16 protein-coding genes and 2 pseudogenes are annotated in these 22,546 nt (G+C 52.7%); all 18 read right to left on the bottom strand.

Features of this window, described 5'->3' with window-relative positions:
• Positions 1 to 8: 8 nt before the first annotated feature.
• Positions 9 to 464, bottom strand: a complete 456-nt coding sequence (tssE, locus tag ACMGGH_RS21755) for a type VI secretion system baseplate subunit TssE (RefSeq protein WP_048959654.1) — start codon at positions 462 to 464, stop codon at positions 9 to 11.
• Complete coding sequence (gene tssJ / locus ACMGGH_RS21760) at positions 464 to 1,009, bottom strand: type VI secretion system lipoprotein TssJ (RefSeq protein WP_063437052.1); 546 nt, start codon at positions 1,007 to 1,009, stop codon at positions 464 to 466. The genes tssE and tssJ overlap by 1 nt, the downstream gene beginning before the upstream one ends.
• A complete protein-coding gene (gene tssG, locus ACMGGH_RS21765) occupies positions 987 to 2,072 on the bottom strand; it encodes a type VI secretion system baseplate subunit TssG (protein WP_063155677.1) in 1,086 nt (361 codons plus the stop codon). Before tssG ends, tssJ begins: the two co-directional genes overlap by 23 nt.
• Positions 2,036 to 3,790 (bottom strand): type VI secretion system baseplate subunit TssF, encoded by a 1,755-nt coding sequence (gene tssF / locus ACMGGH_RS21770; RefSeq protein ID WP_063437050.1) that lies wholly within the window; start codon positions 3,788 to 3,790, stop codon positions 2,036 to 2,038. Before tssF ends, tssG begins: the two co-directional genes overlap by 37 nt.
• 84 nt (positions 3,791 to 3,874) lie before the next feature.
• Positions 3,875 to 4,126, bottom strand: a complete 252-nt coding sequence (locus ACMGGH_RS21775; RefSeq protein WP_100169918.1) for a hypothetical protein — start codon at positions 4,124 to 4,126, stop codon at positions 3,875 to 3,877.
• A gap of 305 nt (positions 4,127 to 4,431) precedes the next feature.
• Positions 4,432 to 4,689 (bottom strand): annotated as a pseudogene (locus ACMGGH_RS21780) (PAAR domain-containing protein); the annotation flags it as partial.
• Positions 4,690 to 4,742: 53 nt separating this feature from the next.
• Positions 4,743 to 6,344 carry a type VI secretion system protein TssA gene (gene tssA / locus ACMGGH_RS21785; protein ID WP_232948891.1) on the bottom strand — a complete coding sequence of 534 codons (1,602 nt, stop codon included), beginning with the start codon at positions 6,342 to 6,344 and terminating at the stop codon, positions 4,743 to 4,745.
• Positions 6,344 to 9,526, bottom strand: coding sequence for an ImcF-related family protein (locus ACMGGH_RS21790; protein WP_416172906.1), 3,183 nt, complete (start codon positions 9,524 to 9,526; stop codon positions 6,344 to 6,346). The genes tssA and ACMGGH_RS21790 overlap by 1 nt, the downstream gene beginning before the upstream one ends.
• 388 nt (positions 9,527 to 9,914) lie before the next feature.
• Entirely contained in the window at positions 9,915 to 11,126 is a 1,212-nt protein-coding gene (locus tag ACMGGH_RS21795) for a hypothetical protein (RefSeq protein WP_193066313.1), read from the bottom strand.
• Positions 11,126 to 11,392, bottom strand: coding sequence for a PAAR domain-containing protein (locus ACMGGH_RS21800; RefSeq protein ID WP_232948893.1), 267 nt, complete (start codon positions 11,390 to 11,392; stop codon positions 11,126 to 11,128). Before ACMGGH_RS21800 ends, ACMGGH_RS21795 begins: the two co-directional genes overlap by 1 nt.
• 2 nt (positions 11,393 to 11,394) lie before the next feature.
• The gene (locus tag ACMGGH_RS21805; protein ID WP_232948894.1) at positions 11,395 to 12,372 is read right to left on the bottom strand and encodes a DUF6708 domain-containing protein; all 978 of its coding nucleotides are present in this window, start codon (positions 12,370 to 12,372) and stop codon (positions 11,395 to 11,397) included.
• Positions 12,373 to 12,430: 58 nt separating this feature from the next.
• A complete protein-coding gene (locus tag ACMGGH_RS21810) occupies positions 12,431 to 13,408 on the bottom strand; it encodes a DUF6708 domain-containing protein (RefSeq protein ID WP_232948895.1) in 978 nt (325 codons plus the stop codon).
• Between the two features lies 1 nt (position 13,409).
• Entirely contained in the window at positions 13,410 to 15,995 is a 2,586-nt protein-coding gene (locus tag ACMGGH_RS21815; protein ID WP_420299201.1) for a T6SS effector BTH_I2691 family protein, read from the bottom strand.
• Between the two features lies 1 nt (position 15,996).
• Positions 15,997 to 16,857 (bottom strand): DUF4123 domain-containing protein, encoded by an 861-nt coding sequence (locus ACMGGH_RS21820; RefSeq protein ID WP_232948897.1) that lies wholly within the window; start codon positions 16,855 to 16,857, stop codon positions 15,997 to 15,999.
• 9 nt (positions 16,858 to 16,866) lie between these two features.
• Positions 16,867 to 17,523 (bottom strand): DUF2345 domain-containing protein, encoded by a 657-nt coding sequence (locus ACMGGH_RS21825; protein ID WP_416172907.1) that lies wholly within the window; start codon positions 17,521 to 17,523, stop codon positions 16,867 to 16,869.
• Positions 17,520 to 19,239: pseudogene (vgrG, locus tag ACMGGH_RS21830) on the bottom strand (type VI secretion system tip protein VgrG); the annotation flags it as partial. The gene ACMGGH_RS21825 and the pseudogene vgrG, both read right to left, overlap by 4 nt.
• Positions 19,236 to 21,890, bottom strand: a complete 2,655-nt coding sequence (gene tssH, locus ACMGGH_RS21835) for a type VI secretion system ATPase TssH (protein WP_232948899.1) — start codon at positions 21,888 to 21,890, stop codon at positions 19,236 to 19,238. The pseudogene vgrG and the gene tssH, both read right to left, overlap by 4 nt.
• 159 nt (positions 21,891 to 22,049) lie before the next feature.
• Positions 22,050 to 22,541, bottom strand: coding sequence for a type VI secretion system effector Hcp (gene hcp, locus ACMGGH_RS21840; RefSeq protein ID WP_028019678.1), 492 nt, complete (start codon positions 22,539 to 22,541; stop codon positions 22,050 to 22,052).
• Positions 22,542 to 22,546 lie beyond the last annotated feature (5 nt).

Consider the following 22,546-nt stretch of genomic DNA (forward strand, 5'->3'; position numbering starts at 1 on the left):
AACTGACCTCATATACGCGTTGACGTGTCGAGATACTGCTGTTGCCTGAGGTGCCTCAACAGAACCCGTCCTTCGGGCATAAACTCAGTGCCATAGCGCACCAGGCCAATGCCCTTGAGTTCAGCGTCAATGGCATAGCGCAGTTCGCCTGGAACTTTTTGGTCCAGCAGAACAACATCTATCTTCTTCAGTCGAGGTTCATATTTGAGCAAGACAGTCGACAGCGTGCTCATAAGTTCATGGGCCGTCCCTGGCATACCCTGAAGGATTTTCGTCATATCGGGCAAGCCGAAGTCAGGGAGATGCGCGAGCGTGCCGGCGCGACAGTTGAGAACGCGCTGCATATTATCCAACACTGAGAGGATGACCTGATTTTCTTCACTCACCTGGTTGAGGTTGAGGCCACCGGAAAAATTTCCGGTTAGCATTTCATACAGTGAAGGCGTGTTATGTCCGTGGGGCATCAGTTGTCCTTAAGCGGTTGCAGCGTCAGATGATTCTCGCCAGCTTCCAGAGTACGCGGTTTATCCGGATCCAGGTCGCTGCGTTTAATAACCTGCTTCCAGGTGCTGTTGACCTCATCCGGATGGCGGAACAGCCCCACCACAGCCACAAACTGCGCAGCTTCTTCCATCGGCATATCAAGGCTTGCATCACCGCCTGGTTTTACCACGACATCACGGCTCGCTAGCATATCGTCTTTCAGAATGCTGCTATCATCCTGAAGCAGTTGCATATAAACCGTCTTATCAAAGATTTTTCGATCTTTAAGCTGGTAAACCCGCACCACGACTGGTTCAGAAAGCGGATTACTTTCTCGGGCATCAATGTTCAGCGCCTCACGTGCAGTGAAATCCAGATGCAGTATTTTAATCTTTTTATAGAACACAGAATTAAACGCCGATTTGGTGCCGTCGGTGACGCTCTGCGCCACGCCGCAGCCTGTCAGGCTAATCGCCATAAAAGGTATAATCCAGCGCATGGTCTTAATTAAACTTGTAGGTAACACGTCGATTTCCTTGTTGCGGTTTCGCAGGCTCCAGCCCGCGGTAATCACCCAGTTCTGTCGTAAAGGTATCGGGTATTTCATCCGAAAGAGTATCACCCTCTACTCCCAGCACACCGTTCATTCCCAGCCAGAAAGGGCTTTCGCCCAGCGGTGGAACGGCCAGCAGCCGGACTGAAGTGGTCAATGTAATTCTGGCCTTGAACCGCCAGCCCAGGTACACCCGGAGCATGACCAGGAAATCCTGATACAGCTGGCCGTCCGGCTTCCAGCCCTGCGCCTCCTGTTCGTTTTCCGTCGCGAGCGCAACCAGCAACTGGCTGCTGGCATCCATTGCTTCGTCACCCAGCGGGGTATTGCCGTCCAGTTGAAAATCGTCATCACCGTAGAAGCCCAGTTGCTGACTGACCTCCACCGGTCGAAGGCAGTATGGACTGACCTTCACGAGAGTATCCGGGGCCAGCAGTGTCACCAGGGCCTGCATCCCCTCCTGGGTTTTGCCCGGCTGCTGCAGAACCCCGAGTAACGCCAGAAAGCGGGACACCGGGGTGGCAATGTGGTTTGCGGTTCCCGGTATGCCCAGCCCTACCAGCCCCAGCAGCGACTGTGAAATGCTGTCCGTTCCCCCCGGCTCAAACGTTGCGGGATAGGAGTATTTGCGCCAGATGCGGTAAAACTGCGTCAGGATGCGATGGCTGAAGATATCCAGAAAACCCTGCAGCGCTTCATACCCTTCACGACGCTGAGTGATATCATCGAGATAGGCCGTCGGCAGAGGTGAGTCGACACCGTACATCCCCATAAAGGTTGTGCGGATGAGCGGTGGTCTGCTGTCATCATCCTCGGCATACTCGACAGCCTTTAGCTCACTGGATGGGAATCCCATCCCCGAGTGCGGTGCAAAACGTACCGGGTCATCGGCGGGATGGCTGGTCGAGCCCATCAACGGCTTACCTGGATTGCGCTTCTCCAGCAGTTGACAGAAACGGTAAAAGTTAATGCGGTGAAGATCCGCCTCCAGCCGTGGGCTCAGCCGGGAATACGGCGGTTGTGCTTCTCTTGCCATTCCAGGCGTTCTCCGGTCGGTTGCAGAATGATAATCAGGCGGTTAAACAGATAGATATCGGTGTAGAGCGCGAAGAAGCGGCTTAGCATCTCGCCGAAGAGACAGATGTCGCCACGCCCGGCAAAGCCGTAGCTGTCCAACGTCACCTCAATCTGCACCCCGCGCACCAGGTACCCCTGCTCAAAGCGTTCGGTTTCACTGTGCTTCACGTCAATGATGGCTTCCAGGCGACGGCGGTTCATCTCGCTGTCGGTCCACTCGTACAGCGCCAGGGTGCCGCGCAGCACGTCGGCATTATCCATCATCGACAGGAAGCCGCTGCCAAGATGACTCAGTACACGCCAGTGAAAGCGATCCTGCGCCGGGGGATAACAGGGCAGCGTTGGCGCACACAGGTTACGCACGGCGATACTGGCCGAGGTGGTTTTCATCACCGTATCGAGTACGGTACTCTGCAGCGCACGCCGTGGTAGCTGGCCGTTGGTGCCCGTGAGCGTCAGGGACAGACTTTCATCTTCTGGTACCGTGTGGTTATCAAACGCTTCGCCGCCCAGAATAAGCCAGGTGTTGTACAGGCCTGACGGGCCGCGCCGCACACGAGTGTGATAATAATATTCCGGGGCTTCATGACGCATCATGCCGCCTTTGTGACGGAAGCTCGAGAATGGCACGTAGGTATGCTGGCTGGATGACATCACCGAGTCCACAGAGTAAATCTCGGTATGGCCGTCCTGCACCCGCATCGGTCGCAGCATGTATTCGGTCTGCAGGGAGTTGAGCGTCAGCGGGTCAGATTCCAGCGGGAACAGGTTGATCACCGGCACACAGTTCAGGCGCAGATGCTTTTCGGTAAAGCTGAAATCATGCTCCCAGCGTTCTGCCAGCACCACGTCGATTTCAAACCAGGGGAGTTCAGCCGGAAAGACTACGGTCTCCAGCCCACGCAGGCCGGTAAACATGAATTTCTCACGGAAGGTGAAGTACTCCAGCAGCAGCTGATAGCCGCTAAAACTACTGCTCCCCTTCGGCCAAAGGTCGTCATCATCGTCAAATCCCAGCACAGCGAAATAGCCGTCAAGCGGTCTTCTGTCTATATCACCCGGCATCCGCAACCACAGGCGCGCCGTGTTCATGGTAAAGGCTTCATGCATGGCGCAGGCTAGTGGTGCGTCTGCGTTGAAGTAGAACGGGAGCTGGCTGAGATCGATACGGCTCCAGTCGGCGAGATGGCTGCAGTTAAACCGCAGGCTAATAACCGAACGCCCGTCAGGGTCAGTCGACAGGCGGACGTGCTCAAGCGACAACGGCTGGAGAGTAATCTCTTTAGTTGTGGTATACCGACAGCGCGTGCCCTTCTCACCGATCGGCCTTGAGTTCACCTCAAAGCCTTTGACGATGCGCATCTGCTCTTTCATCTCACGCCAGTCAGGGGTGAACTCCACCACCGACATCGACGGTATGGTGCGCAGGTAATGCGGCCAGAGCAGGCTGACCAGCCCTTCTGTCAGTTCAGGCAGGTCGTCATCAAGCTTTTCACGCAATCGCCCCATCAGGAAGGCAAAGCCCTCAAAAAGGCGTTCCACGTACGGGTCGCGCGCGCCAGCTTTATCGAGGTTGAGCATTGCTGCCTGCTCGGGGTGAGCGCGGGCAAATTCTTCGCCGGCTTCCAGCAAGTAGCGCATTTCAGCGTCGTAGTAACGCAGGGTTAAGTCGTCCATAGATAACCAATATGATTGAATGTTTAACAGTGTTAGGAATAAAGGGAAGCCATGACAGCCTGCAACTTATTGATATAATATCGACTAATATTTCTTGCTTACTCGCTTAAACACCATAAGAGAGATAATATAAATAACAACAAAAGCAATATTCGAAGAACCATAAAACAGCCAAACCATGGAGTAGGTTTCGTCAACCAAATAATCCAGACTTGTTCCAATTAACACGGTTTCAAAAGTGTATTTGATATCCATGAGTGAAAGGGAAAGAATTGTTGTACTGACCAGTAAAAACAAAACTACAGGCACAAAAGCTAGCAGTAGACGCTTAATCATTCTCAATTCCCTGGGATTGGCTGAATGTTGTGGGGGCATAACCGCTCGAGCCTTTTTCCTGTGAGCCCACTTCCTTTGCCTATTGCCCCGGCAGTTTCATTACCGCTGCCTGCACCTTGGGTTTCTGTCCAGAGGAAAACGCCATCACTCAGTTCATTCGGTTCTGCAATACACACTCCCGCAAGGTCATTTTGACCAGACTGGCTACTATCAATGCCAGGAGCAAATATCGTATCAGCCCGTGAGCCAGCCAGAAACGATGTCTTTCCAGCTCCTCCTGCAGTTGAAATTGTACCAGCCGAACTCTTCTCGTACGTATCATTCATCATCGACGGAATAAACTTTGCCTTACAGGGGCATGAACTGTAGCTGTCGAGAGTCCCGGCCATTCGTCTGCCGTGAATGATATCGTTATCGATGTCACCGGCTACCTTGTAAATTCCTACAAATTTACCGCAGGTTACGCCGTCCTGTTCCCGGGCAACAGGTTTACCAAACAGAGTGTGATCTTCTGCGCCCGTGATAATTCTCCCGCCGCAGGTTGTTTTGTCACCCTGCACCAGTTAAAAGCCTTTTGTTGGCATACGTTTTTCCTTTTCGCTGAATTCAGTCCTGGTTACCCGCAAAGCACCGCACTGCCTGCCGGGTCAAGCGCAATCAGACCGGCCAGAAGCTGATCCATCTCGGGCTGAAGCCGAGATTTATCGGTTTCGCTGCGGGTGGCTTTCATGCGCAGCAGTCTGAGACGGCGCGATTTGACTTCAAATAGCAGCGCTGGGGTCCACTGCGTGAGGGTGATGGACTGTGCAGCGCCATCGAGTTCCCCCAGCAGATGCAGAGCCAGTTCGTTCTTACCCTTTTGTTCCGCCACGCGGGCCATTAGCAGGCGCAGCAGCCATTTGTCTTTCGTGGAGTCGTTGCCCGGGAGAGTCTGCAGCCAGTGAAGTGTGGCATCCAGGCCATCCGTGTCCGCCTTCTCAAGCGCTTCCTGCTCGAGGGCCAGAATATCGTTGTCCGTCTCACCGTCAGTACTGACTCGCTCATCACGCCAGCCGGACATATCGTCCAGCACGCTCTGATTTATCCAGTTCAGCGTGACCTCATCAGCAAACGGCGTACCGTCATTAAAGGCCAGCGTTTCAAGCCCAGTGAGGCGGCGTAGCAATCCTTTCAGGTCAGCAGCGATGATATCAGCCAGTACATCCTGCCCCAATTTAATCAGGGCCTGGTGGATATACCACTGCAAATCCAGCCAGAGGTGGTTGGCGCCACGGGAGAAAGTGCTGTCCGCGTGCTCCAGTATCTCCAGCCAGCTCTGCTGCAGGTACAGACGTTTGAGCATGGCCCGCTGGTCAGCCCGCGGTGGTTCGATGCGCGTTTTCCCTTCTGCATCAGGAGCCGGGATAGCGCTCAGCGTGTCATGACGTAGGCTTTTCATCAGCCGGTGTGCGGCAAGCCATCCATCGGGCTGCTCACGCAGATAACCCGTCAGGGTCCGGGCCTGGGCCAGTAAATCCTGACCTGACGAAATGCGGCTCAGGACGGGCGCATCATGTTCTGTCACGTGCGATAAGATCTGTGGCTGAGACGAGTCACTGGCGTTCTGAGGAACCAAAGCATCTACGCCACCAGCCTTCATCAGGCGGGATTCCAGCGCGCTGAACAGCGCATTCAGTTCTGGCCGTGACGTTTCCGGCTCTGTCTCCAGACTGTCGCGGATGAGCAACAGCGCACCGGCAGTGCGCTGAGCATCGCTGCGCACTACTTCAGGCCAGAGGGAGAGGCTGTCGAGCAGACGAGAGCCTGCGAGCCACTCCAGCGCCGGTTTACGGCTTCGCTCCCGCTGCGGATGAAGCTGCACTCCGTAGCGCTGCAGCAATCCTGCCAGCAGTTCAAGCCCTTCGGCAAAGCCGGTTTCCCCGTCCTGGTGCAGACGCGCCCAGCAGTAATAGGTGGCAATCCGGATATCTTTGGCGGTGGTGGTCAGCAATTTTTCGGCAAGCGTACAAATCAGCCCGGTATCGATGCCGGAGAGTTTATTCACCTCCTCTCTGATACGCTGGAAATCATCGTCATAACCCGGATCTTCCCCTGTAGGATTGGTGTCGCTGACAGGAGCAAGCCAGGGCCGCCAGCTTTCTGTTCGTACCTGCGCCTTCTGTCGTAGTTCAATTTCGTCCGCCTGACAGGCGGCAACCAGATTCTGAAGAGTGCTCATTATTCGATTCCATCCATGTCACTATTTTCCGTGTTGGCCATCAGCGCCTGAGCCGTGGCCGCGCTGTCAACGCTGAAGATCTGATCCGGCAGCGTGAAGCCGTGCAGTGCCAGTAATGCCAGCGGCCCGCTGCCCAGTTGTGAACGCAGTACCCATTGCAGAGTACGACCATCCGGGGCGGTGAAACTTACCATCCACTGGCTGCGGTCAAGCTGCTGCCGCTTGCCCTGATCCAGCCAGCGAATAAAGCCCCAGGTCCCGCTGTAATCCCCAAACAGACGCGCTCCGGTGTTGACCGAGGTCCAGGTCAGCATTGTTCCTGGTTTGTATGTGTCTCCCGGCCAGCGGAAGGACTGCCAGTCGGCCATCTGGTTAAAGTAGTGCAGCTTTTGCCCATCAATGGTCAGCTGCGTCTCCACCACCTGCGGCACAGGACGCGCCTGCAGCTCAAAAGTGATGCCCTGGCTGCCATCGGTAAACAGAATGTCCGACAGCTGGCTCAGTTGGTTAATGGCCCGCAGGAAGGCCGGGTTAAAACTCAACCCCTGGCTGTTGACCTTATCCGGCACCCACTGGCTGCCCTCTTTGTGCAGCACACCGCTGAGTTCAGTCGTCAGGAAGCGTTCAATACGCCCGCTGTCCTTACGTATAAATTCGGCCAGCATGGGCAAAGAGGCATCACTCTTGTTCGCGGCGAACGGGAAGCGCCCGTCAAATGCCGTATGCCAGTTAGCCACAACTGAGCGACTCCATTTGTCATTCAGACTTGCTGCCGACGGCTGAAGCACGGTCTCCCAGGCCTGGGTCAAAGGCTGCACAAACATCGTGCTGCCAAAACCGCTCCACTCTTCGCCAAGGCTTGCCGAAATGAGGCTGCCGTACTGCTGGGTGTCGGTCAGATCCACACTTTTGCCCTGGAATACGGTTTGCGCCAGGGTCTGCATCATCTCCTGCGGGTCTGAGGCGCTGGCCACCTGCTGCAGGCGCAGGCGCACGCGGGTGATACGGGTCAGATAGGTCTGCAGGCTCAGAGAGTTGTCAGCCGACATGACGTTACTGCCGTTGTTTTTACCCAGAAGCTGAAGCAGCGGGCCGAAGGTTTCATCCAGAGGTCCCTGTGGGCCTGACGCTGACTGGTCAATCGCAGGTTTGTCTTTCCCGCCTACGAGGTCTTTAGCCGATTTGATGATTGAGTCTGAGAGGCCTTCGCTTTTCTGGCCGGTCTGCCCCTGCCAGGCGAGTGTATTCATCAGGGCAATCAGCGGCGACTGGCGGACATCGCTCATCAGCGTCAGTTGGTCGGTGACATCGGCAATATTGTTCGTTGGATTTAATCGCAGGCTGTTGAGGAAGTTCAGCCAGCTGCCGGCAAAGTCAGTAAAGTAACGCTCTGTCAGGCGCGCTTTGAGCGCTTCCGGGGAGAGATCCGCCGATATGGCTTTGCGGGAATCGCTCAATACCCAGTCAATTTCATCCTTGCGCGAGGTTGCCGCCTTCTCAATGGCCTGCTGGATACCGCCTTCCCAGGCCTGTCGGGTAAACATACCCGGCACCACTTCTTCGGTGGTGAACAGCCGACGGGCATCGGTACCGCTGGTCATGTCCTCCAGAGACACATCGGCGAAATTACGGCGTACGGATTTGAGCATGTTCTCATACAGGGTACTTTCTGCATTGCGGTGGCCAATTTGCTGCAACAGCACCTGACGGCTCTGGCTGACCAGCTGCGCGTCCGGGGTGATTTTCCACTGTGGCTGCTTTGGCAATTCGTTAATGTAGAAAGCCCATAAATCCGGCGACAGACTCTGCCATAGCCCGGTTGAGATGCCCATACGCGTCGGCTGCACGGTTTTCATCGCTTGCGCGTAAAATGCACCGTCGGCTTTATCCGGACGAACCATCATCAGCCAGGCTTTCAGCTGGTCATAACCCGGTTTCGCCAGCTGCGCCCGCTGGTCGCTGTTTGGCGCTGAACTGACCAGCGCTGTGAGCTTTTGCACCAGGGCGGCGTTCGCCGGTTCGCGTATAAGGCGGTTGTTCGCCACGCCGTACCAGGGCAGCATCGCGTTTAGCAGTTGCTGATTATGGTCAAGACCGAAGCGCTGATACCAGGGCGTGCCTTCCTGAATATTGTGCAACATGCGCCCGGCGTCGTTTCGCAGTGCATGCAGCGCCGTCAGCTGATAGTCGGATACCGAAGGATGTTCAACCAGATTGCGGGCTTTTCCTGCTACTGAGGTAATTTGTCCATAGTTCAGCATAAACGAGACCAACAGCCCCGCCCCCCAGAGACCAATGATGGCCGCCAGCGTCCAGGCGAGCGTCTGTTCCCATGCCATACCGACCCGGCGGCCGCGGATACGGGTGCAGTCGTCAACGATCCCCTGCCATGTCACCGGCAGAGTCAGGGCATGGCGTTGTGACTCTGGAACATATTTCTCAGCGTCGGCTTTTCCCCCTGACGTATCAGCAGATTTATTCTCCGGCAGGCTGAACATCAGGCCGCGCAGCGGAACGCGCTGCTGAGCGTCGGAGAGCCATGGCAGCAGTTGCTGAGCCCAGCGGGGGATACCGCCGTCTTTGAAATGCTGGCCAAGACGCAGCAGGAAATCGTGGTTGTTATTCTCCAGTATCTGGTTCACGCCCTGCGCCCGTAGTTCGGGCAGCATCATTTCAAGCTGTCGGGTAATGTCGTCGGCTCTGGCACGGATCGGGAAACTGGCCCCGACCGGCTGTTCAGTGCGTTTAGCCTGCGACCATTTACTGTCGCACAGTTGCCATAACCAAACCGGCGCGGAATAGCGCAGCAGTTCGCTGATTTTTTCAAGCCCGCGTAAATCGTTATCGCTGATTTGTGGAGTCAGATTAAGCGACTGGGGCAATACGCGTACAATACCGTCCAGCGGGCGTCCGCGGCGCAGTTTACGTAGCGCGGTGTATTTCTCTCGGTCAGGCTCAGAGGTCAGACTTCCGCCGTAAATCAGCACGGTACGGTTGCCTTCAAGCCACTGCTGCTGTTGCAGGCCTGGAATAAGCTGTTCGATCGCGGCATCATCACCAGAGATTAGCAAGAGACGGATTTTATGGTGCCAGAAGAAGGTATATCTACGGCGGAGGGAGGTTCTGAGAGTTAAATACTCATTCCAGTATGTATTATCCTTTTTCTTTTCAACCTGAGCCATTACTTCTTTTCCGGTTGAAGCAGCCTTAATAGCTTTATAGTTTTTCTCACCGAACAGGCGAGTGACAATAAAAAATAGAATAATAAATAACACCAAACCGCCAGTCAGCAACGCACAAGTAAAAAACCAATATCCTTGCTGTACAGAGCCGTCCGTCACTCCCAGCGTTTCGGGAGAGAATTCAAGTAACCAGAAAACTGTCGTTCCCACTACAAAAAGAAACAAAAGAATCAGCCATAGCTGGAACGTTGTATTTTTAAATATTGCCAAAAGACGCGTCACTTCAGTGCACTCCGATCAAAAAGCTGATGGCAGTTTTATCAGTCGTGGGAAAACTGGAACCGAAAGTAAACTCATCGGTTCACAGACAATGGATAATGCTGGTGAGTTATTTCGCTACAGGGCAAACAATCATAAACCAGGGATATTTACTTTCGTCCGGAACGTACATAACAAGCTGTGATGATTCAGACTGTCCAGCCTGGTCAGCGGCAACAGCTATCGCAAGCCAGGGTGAAACATTCCTCGTCAGTCCTGTTTTTAAATCAATATCACATGGTTGTCCGGCAACAGGAAATCGAACACCAGAGGTTGAGAGCAAGGCTGTTGCTTTATTGCTGACACCCGTGCCCGTTAACCAGATGTGTTTTATCTCTTCTGGAGCAGACTCTCCCCAGTGTAATGACTGCATAAGCGCGCTACTCATATCCTGCGTAGTCTTCATCTTTTCAGGTCTATGGACCTGAGCCACAACGTTCCGGTTTACCTCGGGTCTTTCAGGTGAACTCATCAAAAGTGCTGCCGCCGCTTCCCCGGTACCATCTATGATTTTTTCCGTAAGATTCAGAGTAATAACAAGCAGCGTCTGCATCACATCTGGTCTATCAAGCCACACATCAATCGTCTGTAATCCTTCCCCGCTGATAAAAGTAATATTGAAAGGGAAACCAATGCTGTTTTGCACTAATTGCTGTATCGCGGCGAGCTCTTCGCGTGAAAAAGATATATCCGGGCTGAACTGAAATAATACAGCAAGGGGAGAATTTTGGGGTATACGTTGAAACGCATTTTGTAGCGCAGTCTCCCTTAGCAAGGAGTTTATCCGTGCTTTTACTCTCACCAGTACAGGCAATCCCATATCGCTAAAACTGGCGTGGTGAATAAGCAACTCGCCAGTCTCGTCCACCTTTGTAGGCAATGTAATACCTTCAGGTATCTGCATCTGTTGAGAAATGGATGCAGACGAAATGACATGCGGCAGATGAACTACGTAACCTAACATACCGAGATTACGCTGACCGCACCGAATATCCTGAGCAAGATCCCACTCCCTGGCCGCATCCCAGCCATCTGCCAACCATTCTCCGGCAAGATAAATCAGCCAGCGAAACGCAAATGCAACCCCACCGATGGTCGAGGGGATTCCAAAAAAACAAAACCAGAACATAGCCGTATTAGTGGGCGAACTGGTAGGCCAGAAATAGGCTGTGATCCCCGCTCCGGCAACAATAAGTACAAACAGGAGTATCACCCAGCGCTTAAAAGAAGGTGCAGATTGTCGTTTTGCACGGGCTGGAATACAGGTAAGATCAACGGGCATTATTTACTCGTAGTCGCATTACTTAAAGAAGTAATCAGTGTGCATCCACAGGTACATTTATATCCGTGAAACGCAACTGGTACGCCATTATCTTTCATAGTTGGATGCCCTTCAGCGATAAAAGAAGGGCTGTGGCCTAATATCGGGCAACTGACAGGATCGCCTTTACGCGCCACACCAATACCGGCAAATTTCATTTTCTTTGAGCCATCCATAACCTGACCGCTCCCGGTAGTTTTATCACCGATACGAATGATACCTTTCATTTTTATTCCCTGTTATTTGCTGATGGTTTCCTGAAAAGATTCCGCCACGGATGCTCAGGATTACCAGAAGCATCGACAAGATAAGGGTCATCTTTATCAAACCGGCACAGTGACTCAATACTCTCCGGCCAGACGGGCACCCTGCTTGTCACCATCGCCAGGTAGCGCGGAACGCTGAAAATAAAGGCCAGCGCAAACAGGAGCGGAAACAGAAATAACGGTGCGCCGTTAAAGCCGGATAAAAGATAGAGCAGACCAAAGCGATAGCCTTCGCGTTTTTTTGTGATGGGCAGGCAAAAATCAACAACCCCAACGACGGACTCAGGCCCTTCCTCCATGTAACGCCGGACAAACTCCCAGTGCCTTTCAAGCTGTTTCCTGTCCGAATGCGTGGCCGGCAGACAGAAGGTGTCAATCACGGTTTCATTATCATCCGCCAGCACATGACCGCTGATGTAGTAGTCTTTGTTCGCATCTTTTCTGTGGCTCAGTCCTGTGGTGAAAAAAACGCTATCCCAGGGAACGCTGTAGGCTGAACCATTTAACCGGAATACGTGCACCAGTCTGTTTTTTCTGTCAAAGCGAATGGGGTAATGTGTCCAGGCAAACCATTCAGTTTTAAGGACTTTGAATGTCATTATTATGGTTGGAATACAAATCAAACTCATCGACAGAAACATTTTTTCACTCGTCGAGAATTCCCAATCAATATAGGGAATACTCTTAATTATCACAGTAATATAGAGCAATGAAAATCCCATAAAAGCAAATGCAGCGATTAAACTAAGAAATCCTTTTGCTGAGTAATATTTGTCAATCAACTCCAGATAGTGAGAATTTAGTGTTATCACTTTCATATCAGGAACTAAAGATTGTCCATCCATTTCAGTTGTCTGGTGTTGTTTTAGCTGATGCTCTCTCTCTTCATCATTAAGAGAACGGTTTAATTTAAACTTAGGAAAAAGACCGTAATAATCCATTTTGTTCTACACCCCGGAGCCAATTTAACCTCATCCCATTCCAGCATACCTTTCATCTTTATTCCCTGTTATTTGCTGATGGTTTCCTGAAAAGATTCCGCCACGGATGTTCAGGATTACAAGAAGCATCGACAAGATAAGGGTCATCTTTATCAACCCGGCACAGTGACTCAATACTCTCCGGCCAGACAGGCACCCTGCTTGTCACCATCGCCAGATAGCGCGGAACGCTGAAAATAAAGGCCAGCGCAAACAGGAGCGGAAACAGAAATAACGGTGCGCCGTTAAAGCCGGATAAAAGATAGAGCAGACCAAAGCGATAGCCTTCGCGTTTTTTTGTGATGGGCAGGCAAAAATCAACAACACCAACGACGGACTCAGGCCCTTCCTCCATGTAACGCCGGACAAACTCCCAGTGCCTTTCAAGCTGTTTCCTGTCCGAATGCGTGGCCGGCAGACAGAAGGTGTCAATCACGGTTTCATTATCATCCGCCAGCACATGACCGCTGATGTAGTAGTCTTTGTTCGCATCTTTTCTGTGGCTCAGTCCTGTGGTGAAAAAAACGCTATCCCAGGGAACACTGTAGGCTGAACCATTTAACCGGAATACGTGCACCAGTCTGTTCTTTCTGTCAAAGCGAATGGGGTAATGTGTCCAGGCAAACCATTCAGTTTTTAGAAGCTTGAATGAAAACAGAATGGCGGGAATCAACATTAAAGTAAAAATCAAAAGTTCTTTTTCACTTCCCGAAAACTTCCATCTGAGATAAGGAATAGTTCCAATAAGCACAACCAGGTAATATAATGTAAATGAAAAAAAACCAAACGCAGCGATTAAACTAAGAAACCCTTTTGCCGAGTAATATTTGTCAACCAACTCCAGATAGTAGGAATTTAGTGTTATCACTTTCATATCAGGAACTAAAGATTGTCCATCTAGTTCAGTTGCCTGATGTTGTTTTAGCTGATGCGTTCTCTCTTCATCACTAAGAGACCGGTTTAATTTGAACTTAGGAAAAAGACCGTAATAATCCATTTTATCCCTCCACTCCCAGAGCTAACTTAAGCTCATCCATTTCCATTTTCATGGTTGGCCATATAGGCAGTTCGGCAGCTTCTATCTGCTTATATTGTTCTTGTTTTTCACGTATTTTATCTGTATCAACAGGTATCCTTCGCCATAAGCACTGCATTAGCCATTTCTGAATATTATCGCGATTATGAAACGCCAGATATATTGCTGTGCCTATTAAAATCGCAACTGCAATAAACGTTCCTATTACAGGAAGAGAGGCAGCAACTGCAACTGCAAGCCACAAACCAGCGATCCCTGAAAGACCGTAAGCAACAGCCAGTCCGGTATGTCCTTTATTAAATTCATTAATGCTATGATATAAGTCATATCCCGCAGCAATCACTCCAGCCACCACACCCAATGCTTTCCCCACGTAGCCAACCCATCTGAGAAAGGTTTCAGAGCTGAAAACCCGGAGCCTCGACGCAGCATTGGAAAATAACCGAAATTGTTTAATACCGGTCTCGATAATGCCTAATATCGTACTTCCAAGACCTAATACGCCCGCCCAAAATCGGGAATGCGCTTCTTCCTGATCGGCAGTGAGCGTTTTTTTATTGTGAATATCAGCAGAAATAAAAAGTGCTGCAACCTGAAGAATCCCGGAACATACCCCCAATGTAAATGGCATAGCCTGTCCGGCTTTTGTGACTCCACGCTGGACAGCCCCCTTCCAGCGGCTAAATTGCTGAGCTTCAACATCTGCCGAGGTTCGAAGTAATTTACTCAATGCAATAGCACGCTCTTTGGGTGGCAGCGATGCCATCTCGTGTACTTTGTCAATATCAACCATGACCAGAAATTTTTTTGTTTCCTCAACTTCCATTGGCAACCCGTCGATTCTGAGTCGTCTCAACTCCCGTCTAACATAATGTCGTAAGCTGTCTTTATTTGCTCTGCTGTCCAGTCCGCTTTCCTTAGCCAGTTGCGTGACCACTTCAGAAACAAACTCTTTATATTTCCCTGTTTTTTCTAAAGGAACCAGTGCTTTATTTGTTATTGCACCCATCGCAACTAAACAGCCGTAGACTTTGTTTGATTCTAATGCCTGTGCGATCTGTTTTGTTAATATACCTGAAAGTAACCCAATGAATATTCCTGCCACACCGGCAGCATTATCACGCATTTTTTCGATACAATCTTTAAAGGCATCGGAGATCCCATTCCAGGGAATGGCAAACCAGTCCGAAAAGCCTTCAGTAGCTTTAGCTAACTTTTCAGCCAGAACATCCTGATTTAATATTAAAGCACGAGCCAGTATATTTGTTACATCTGTAGGTGTCCCTGACAACAAATCATTGAAATGACGAATGACCCCCACTTTGTCCTGCATCCCGGCAATGCAGTAATTCAGCGTCTGGACATATTCAATACCGCTTTTCAATTCCTGGGTATCAAAATTATGCTTAAAATATTCGAGCAATACGCTGCCCTTTATCCACTCAAGATACATTTCGGTGCGTGGACTTACGACACTGTCGTTATATTGCTGTAAAATTTTATTAAATTTCTTCTGAAAGTCAGCTACTTTTGATGGTTCATAGTATTGTTCATACTTCGCCCACTTCCTGGCTGCTTCAGACTTCATTTTTTTATCGCCGATCGAAGTGTACATATTATCCGGAACATCGCTATTCCCGGCGTAGCCAAAGGGACCATAAAGCGCCACACGCTCTTCGCTCTCACTCTTCTCTATAGAGTCCCGCTCAAACTGGCGATTCATCGATTCTTTCAAACCAGTAATTGCAGAAGCCAGAGCAAGCTCCCGTTGATATTTCGCATTTTTATAGATATTTTTTTGCAGCTCATAGTCTATAAGGGCGGAGAGATCCTGCAATACTGCAGGTGGATCCTGCAGCACTATCATTGCGCCTTTATTTGGGTAAAGCTTGTCCGCCGATTTTTTGATTAAACGGGCTTCAAATATCGTGGCCGCTTTCCAGGGGGCGCGGGACCATATTCTGGCACTGCAGCTTTCTCCTGATTTACTGTATTCCGCCACTGTTTCTGTCAGCGCTGACATTGCAATAGTCTGGTCAGCCTTGCCGCTATTAATCCAGGCATCCATGTCAAAACGTTGCATATACTGGATGCGATATGACACATCTTCATGTTTTGTGCGAACCGCAGGTGTCCATTCCACTTCGGACCAGCAGAACCAGAACACGCCGTTTTTCATACCTAAGGGCTTTACCGGTAGCGTTATCAGTGATGCACTCGCCAGTTCTTCTGGCTGAGTAACGCATGGCTTAGACTTGCCATTTGCAATATCAGGAGGCACATCTCCATTTTCAGGCAGAGGGTAATAATATCCTTCGCAAGTGACAAAATAATTTATCCAGCGGTTACCTGACTCAGACCAGATGTATAAATAGCCCTCACGCAGCAAGCGTCCCGTCCATGCAGTTTCGCCCTTTGCTACTGCAGGTAGGGTGACGCTACCTGGCAAAAGAGGTAATGCATCATCCTTTGCCACAACCGCCGGGCGAACGGGTAAAATTGGCAACCCATAGCGAATACAGAATTTACAGCCTTTTTGTGTACTCATATTAATTGTTCCATGCATTATTATAGGGCTGCATTTGGGTCATCTCCTGCCAGAGATTTTCATCCCAGTTACTGGTTACATCACGATAATAGTCAGGAGCCTGTTGGGACAGTGCCAGGAATGCAGCCATCTTCGGAGCCATCCAGAAACCTTCTGGCTGCACTAATCCATGCAGCGCAAATGCAATACGATCTTCCTGGGTCGGCAGTCCACATATCATCGCCTGCACAAGCAAAGCATCTATTTTGCGACTGCTCTCCTGGCGCTGCGCCATATCGACATTGGGTGGCAATTTTTCCAGGGCAAGGTTTATCTGCCCACAACGCTGTAATTGCGCCAGCGGAATTTCTGTTTGGTCTCCGGGCTGGCAAGAAACTCGAGCCGGGAAAGCCAGTGTGTGCCACTCTCCCTCCAGCCAGAATGTCCAGTACGGTATTTCCTGGGCGGGTAGATGGTTAAACAATTGCCATGGGCTCAACATCCAGTGCAGATGAAACAACACTCGTGGATCGTAATAACGCAGGATATGTCCCTGTTGGTTTGTATCCTTTAAAAACAGCGCATTGACCAGCAGATTACGTACAATATTTGTTGGGCGTGGGCTGGACAGTAAAAGGACACTCGTCGGCGGTGAAGTTGGATCTGCGCATCGCGAAAGGTCAGCCATCAACGTCCTCCACTCAACAGATGGAAGCCCATGCAACGGTATCAGCCACGGGTAAAGATGGGCTTGTGGTGCCAGCATCGGCGAAACCAGTTCGATAAGCGGCCAGCTTTCCGGCAGTTCTGGCACCCGCATACGGTCAATAACTGCATATTGATGGTCCGCCAATTGCAAAGGCTGCTCCAGGTAATTAATCATCAGTCGTCCTTAGCTCAACGGTATGGTCGCATCACCCTTGCCTGAAGCTTCTGAAGCCATGGATTCGCAGGCGGTAAATTTCGGATAGGGAACGTCCAGTTTCGCTGGCCCCGCATAGTCAAAATCAGCACTTTTTACTTTAAAGCAACCATTGGTGCCGTGTTCAATTTTGGCCGGTTCAATCGTCAGATAAGAACCACCGCACTGCACGGTAATTTTCTTTTTCGCCGAGATAAGGATTTCATCTTCTGTACTGGTAATGGTTAATCCTTTCGCTGCTGTAATTTCAACCCCGTCAGTTTGGGCCTGCATTTCGATTTTCCCTGCCGCCGCAATCAGTTTCATTCCCATCTCATGTGCAAACACCACCACTGCTTTTTTAGCAACTACGGCAATACGTTTTAGCGCTGATATTTCCGTATTCCCACCTGCAGTTAATATCTGATTCTGGTTAGCACTGAACTGAATATGCTGAGGCGTGGAAAGTGCAATTCCCGCTGGTGCACCCGCCACAATCACAGGCTGTTGCAGGGTATCCACACTTTGCTGTAAGAAACTTTGTTGTGTGTCATTATCCAGTGAATCGATATTTGCAGTTTCCAGGAGACTGGAGAGTGATTCAGCCAAAGACAGGGCGTCGGATAGCTGGCGCTTAACCGCTGCCATATCCAGCACCTGGCCCTGCGCCTTCGTCTGACCGTCCGCCGAAATGAATATCCCTTTCTGCGCACGGATGGCACCCCAGCTGTCCGTCCGGAGCTCAAACCCCTCACCGCGCTGCTGTTTTTCGCTGTCGACCAGGTGACCCAGATTCAGCTGGCTCTTGCCACCGTACTCCGTGCTGACCTTGATATGCTCTTTTCCGCGCTCATCATCGAGGCGGATTTTGTTGTTCGCCGGGGTGCGCAGGACGTTGCGTTTGTAATTCTGGATAGTGACGTGGTCGCCGTGCGCCGAGTCATGCAGCACGCCGGCAATGTACGGCCGGTCCGGATTGCCGTCCTCAAAGCCGACCGCTACCTCGGTGCCCGCCAGCAGCGGCAGGTGCAGGCCGTAAGTGTCCCCGGCATACGGGCGTGACTGGCGCACCCACAGGCTTTCGAATCCCGTCTCCCAGCTGTCACGATCAAACAGCATGTTGACGCGGTAGCGCCCGTCTTTATCGATATGGCCGTATGTGTCATTTTCAGTGGTACTGGTGACGCGGGCCGGCAGCGTACCGGCCATCACCGGACGTTCTCCCGGCTCGGGGCGGAAGCTGAAATCCGGGCTGTCCGGAATACCGTCAAAACGAAGGCTGAAGTCTTCATCCCGCCGCGCGTGGGTCTGCATCGCCGTGATGACCACGCCCTGCGCAAACACCTCCGCCACTTCATACCCGCCGGTGACTTTGAGCAGCATCCCCGGAGAGAGCGCCGGACTGCTGGTGATGGCCCGGGTCCGCGTCTGGCCGTTCAGGTAGCGCTCGTGCCGGATGCGGGCATAAAACGCCCCGGACTCGGGTGCCGGATTACGCTCATACGCGCTACCCGGCGTCAGATAATTGTCGGCATAGTGATACGCTTCTCCGTACGTGGTCGCGTCCCCCCGGGTGACGTCAACCAGCGTATTCATATCCTCTGTAGCCTGACGGTAGTTGTAGTCCCGGGTGCTGACCTGCTTCTGCACCACGTTGTGATGGCTCTCCATCCCCCACACCGAATCCACGCCATGCGAGTGCTGGCCTGACGGCGGCACCGACGGCAGGGTCAGGCCTTTCTCGTACCCCTGCTGGCTGTCGTAAAACTCCACCACGTCGATGTTCAGGCGCGTGTCGGTGGTGAAGCGGAACCAGATACCGACCTCACCCAGCAGGCGGGTGATGAAGTGCAGGTCATTCTCGCCGTACTGCATCACCTGCTCACGGCGCGGATACTCTTTAGTGAGCGAGAACAGAAAATCCTGGCCGCGCATACCGTGACGTTCGCGCAAGATTTTTTCCACGATTTGCGGGACCGACATGTCCTGGTAAATGGCGTTCTGGTGCGAGCGGTCGAGCAGCGCCAGGCGTGGCCGGAGCGTCAGGGCATAACGGGTTTCGTCTTTTGATGTGCTGAGGCGTTCAAAGCCGGTCACCACCCCCTGAAGGGTGCGCACGGCCTGCTGCACTCTGATGCCGTAACCCTGGTCTACCGGGGCCTGCAGCGTCAGGGAAGCCCCTTTCATCAGCATCATCTCTTTGCTGATGGCGTGGTTACCGCTGGTGAATTCAATACGGTAGCGGAACGGTGTGCTCAGGGCTTCATCGCCTTCAAACGCCAGCACGTCGAGCGCGGACTCACAGCCTTTCACCGCCAGCAGGTGGTGGTTATGGCTGAACTTTAACGGAGGATTATTACTCATGCGTCCACTCCCTCCTGAACGTCAAATTCCAGGCCAATGCCCTCTTCTTCGCTCCAGCTCAGGTGTAACGACCGTGGTTTTTGTCTGTCGGCCATACGGGTCAGCAACTGCTGGCTCAGCACCGGCAGAATTTGTTGATTCAGCAGGCTGTCGATATTGCGCGCCCCGGTATCCGGCAGCAGGCAGGCGGCGGTCAGCGCGTCATACAGGCTCTCATTAATCTGCGTGATCAGGCCGTAGTGGCGATGCAAGCGCTTGCTAACCTGTAACAGCTTCATTTCCACGATGGTACGCATGGCCGCTTCCGCCAGCGGGCGGTAAATCACGGTCTGGAAGCGGGCCAGCAACGCCGGCTGGAAGTGGTCACGCAGTATCGGGCGCAGCAGTTCGTGCAGATCGCCTTCGGTGGATTCAGGTTGTTCGTCCAGCAGCTGCATCAGGTGGTCGCTGCCGAGGTTGGAGGTCATCAGAATAACGGTGTTGCGGAAGTCGACTTCACGACCTTCACCGTCGCGCATAAAGCCGCGGTCAAACACCTGATAGAACAGGTTCATCACGTCACGGTGGGCTTTTTCGACTTCATCGAGCAGCACCACGCTGTACGGTCGCTTACGCACGGCTTCGGTGAGAATGCCGCCCTGACCGTAGCCAACGTAGCCCGGAGGGGAGCCCTTCAGCTGGGAAACAGTATGAGGCTCCTGGTACTCGGACAAGTTGATGGTAATCATTGATTTTTCACCGCCGTACATCACGTCCGCCAGAGCCAGGGCGGTTTCGGTTTTCCCCACCCCACTCGGGCCCACCAGCAGAAATACGCCCTGAGGGCCATTCTCAGATGTAAGACCCGTTTTTGCCGCACGCAGGCGCTGCGCGATGGCCGCGAGCGCCACATCCTGCCCGACCACACGTTTGCCAATTTCATCTTCCAGGGTAAGCAGTTCGGTCTGCTCATCTTTCATCAGCGATGACAGCGGAACGCCTGTCCAGTCAGCAATCACATTGGCAACGGTGCGCACATCCACATCTAGCGAGAGCAGCGGGTTGCTGTGCTGCATGCCGTGCAGTTCCTGCTGCAGCGCGTGCGTCTCGCTCTGACGGGAGATGTCCTGGCGGCTTTCCAGCAGTTGTTCGGTGAGTTTCAGTTCCTGCCCGTATTGAGTTTCAAGCTCGTCGAGAGCAACGATAAGATCGTTCTCTTCCTGCTCAATGACGGTCAGGCGTTCACCATGGCTCTGATTGCCGACAGCAATATCTTCCAGCAGTGCCTGCTTCTCCATTTCAAGAGAGGTGATCTGCGAGCGAATGCAGGTCAGCTGCTCCGGCACGGTGTCGAGGCTCATGCGGACGCGCGCTGCGGCGGTGTCGAGCAGGTCAACCGCCTTGTCCGGCAGCTGGCGGCCCGTCAGATAGCGACGAGAAAGCGTAACTGCCGCGCGCACCGCATCGTCGGTAATGTGCACGTTATGGTGCTCGGCGTAGCGGGATTTCAGACCACGGAGCATCAGACAGGCTGTGTCGTCATCCGGCTCGTCCACTTTGACCATCTGGAAGCGGCGCTCCAGTGCGGCATCGCGTTCAAAGTACTGCTTGTACTCACTCCAGGTGGTGGCCGCAATGGTACGCAGTTCACCACGCGCCAGCGCTGGTTTCAGCAGGTTCGCTGCATCGGCGCCGCCTGCCTGGTTGCCTGCGCCGATGATGGTATGCGCTTCATCAATAAACAGCAGGACCGGGGACGGTGATTGCTGCACCGCATCGATGATGTTTTTCAGCCGCTGTTCGAACTCCCCTTTCACGCCAGCACCGGCCTGCAGCAGGCCCAGGTCGAGGGTACGCAGAGTGACCGTTTTCAGGGATTCAGGCACATTACCCTCGGCAATACGCAATGCCAGACCTTCAACCAGTGCGGTTTTCCCCACGCCCGGCTCGCCGACCAGAATCGGGTTGTTTTTGCGGCGACGAGAAAGGATGTCCACCATCTGCCGGATTTCTGTGTCACGGCCAAACACAGGATCGATCTTCCCTTCCTTCGCTTTGGCGGTGACATCGAGGGTGAATTTGTCCAGCGCGTTCTGCAGTGCAGGACTCAGTTCCCCCTCTTCCATTTCCTCACCAGCCGGATGCCCGACAAACTCCACTTCACCGCCGTGGTTCTGTGACAGCTCAGCTTCGCGCTGCATTTCCGGACGCTCATCCGATTGCGCATCCAGCAACGGTCTCAGGCGCTCCAACTGGCTCTGGCCAAGCGTTAACAACGGCCAGAGGCCGTCACAACGAGCCAGTTTTGGTTTTTCCACCAGCGCCATCAGCAGATGGACGCTGCGAATGTGCTCTTCACCATTGAGTGAGGCCAGTAGCCAGGCTTGCTGCATCAGAGTCTGGATGTCTTCTGAGAGCTGGGGCCGATGGCGCACGGAGCGAGGTTGTTTATCCAGCCAGCCGAGCAGATCCTGCCAGATGCCATCCATATCCCACTCGTAGCGGCGTGCCAGCACAGTGAGATCCCCCTCGCCTTGCTCCAGCAGCTTCAGCAGCCAGTGTTCCGGTAGAATTTCGGCATGGGCACGGGTCTGGCAGAGCGATGCCGCCCCTTCCATCGCGCGGGCGCAGTAAGGGTTCAGACGACGTAACAGGATGGCTGGATTTTCCATGAGATTCTCTCTTTGTCGGTTCCTGGACACGCTACCGCCCCTCGCTGTTCACCAAAGCGCATAAGGTCAGGCAGGCAGGTTGTGTTTTCTTTGCTGAGCGCCCGCGTCTCAGGCGCTCAGCAAAAAACTGCGGGCAGGAAAAACCTGCCCGCATCAGGATTACGCGGTGGCGCGTTCGTTCCAGGAATCGGAATGAATGATGTTGCCGTCTTTGTAGGTCCAGGTGATTTTTTCGTAACGCAGCTCGATCTGCTCAAGGTGGTTATGCTTCTCGAAAGAAGGATCCTTGATGTCGTGCATTACCGGGTTCACTTTCACCACCTTGACGTTTTCAAGTTTGGTGTTGAAGTACTCCACTTCCTGGCCCGCATCGTTGATTTTGTACCACTTGAACTCAGCGGATTTCAGGGTCTGACCCGTGGTCACCGCCTTGTACAGGTACGGGCTGGAGGAGTCGATTTCCTTAGTGAACAGGAACGGCGTGTGGATACGGGTCCCGGTCAGCTTGCCGGTGTTGTTATCGGTCGGGATGTACAGGTTGTGCTGCTGTGCCACCACTTCGATGCTGCCTTCACGATCCTGAACGTCCACAGACCCTTTAATGTCCGCGCCGCCGTCGTCCTTCAGCCAAAGATAAACAGGAATTGCCATGTTAA

The organism is Enterobacter sp. BNK-16 (assembly GCF_048684955.1).
Classification (GTDB): domain Bacteria; phylum Pseudomonadota; class Gammaproteobacteria; order Enterobacterales; family Enterobacteriaceae; genus Enterobacter; species Enterobacter bugandensis.

Coding starts and splice junctions, on each gene's coding strand:
- tssE (WP_048959654.1), bottom strand. CDS start 464: ATGCCCCACGGACATAACACGCCTTCACTGTATGAAATGCTAACCGGA.
- tssG (WP_063155677.1), bottom strand. CDS start 2,072: ATGGCAAGAGAAGCACAACCGCCGTATTCCCGGCTGAGCCCACGGCTG.
- tssF (WP_063437050.1), bottom strand. CDS start 3,790: ATGGACGACTTAACCCTGCGTTACTACGACGCTGAAATGCGCTACTTG.
- ACMGGH_RS21775 (WP_100169918.1), bottom strand. CDS start 4,126: ATGATTAAGCGTCTACTGCTAGCTTTTGTGCCTGTAGTTTTGTTTTTA.
- tssA (WP_232948891.1), bottom strand. CDS start 6,344: ATGAGCACTCTTCAGAATCTGGTTGCCGCCTGTCAGGCGGACGAAATT.
- ACMGGH_RS21790 (WP_416172906.1), bottom strand. CDS start 9,526: ATGGCTCAGGTTGAAAAGAAAAAGGATAATACATACTGGAATGAGTAT.
- ACMGGH_RS21795 (WP_193066313.1), bottom strand. CDS start 11,126: ATGCCCGTTGATCTTACCTGTATTCCAGCCCGTGCAAAACGACAATCT.
- ACMGGH_RS21800 (WP_232948893.1), bottom strand. CDS start 11,392: ATGAAAGGTATCATTCGTATCGGTGATAAAACTACCGGGAGCGGTCAG.
- ACMGGH_RS21805 (WP_232948894.1), bottom strand. CDS start 12,372: ATGGATTATTACGGTCTTTTTCCTAAGTTTAAATTAAACCGTTCTCTT.
- ACMGGH_RS21810 (WP_232948895.1), bottom strand. CDS start 13,408: ATGGATTATTACGGTCTTTTTCCTAAGTTCAAATTAAACCGGTCTCTT.
- ACMGGH_RS21815 (WP_420299201.1), bottom strand. CDS start 15,995: ATGAGTACACAAAAAGGCTGTAAATTCTGTATTCGCTATGGGTTGCCA.
- ACMGGH_RS21820 (WP_232948897.1), bottom strand. CDS start 16,857: ATGATTAATTACCTGGAGCAGCCTTTGCAATTGGCGGACCATCAATAT.
- ACMGGH_RS21825 (WP_416172907.1), bottom strand. CDS start 17,523: ATGGCAGCGGTTAAGCGCCAGCTATCCGACGCCCTGTCTTTGGCTGAA.
- tssH (WP_232948899.1), bottom strand. CDS start 21,890: ATGGAAAATCCAGCCATCCTGTTACGTCGTCTGAACCCTTACTGCGCC.
- hcp (WP_028019678.1), bottom strand. CDS start 22,541: ATGGCAATTCCTGTTTATCTTTGGCTGAAGGACGACGGCGGCGCGGAC.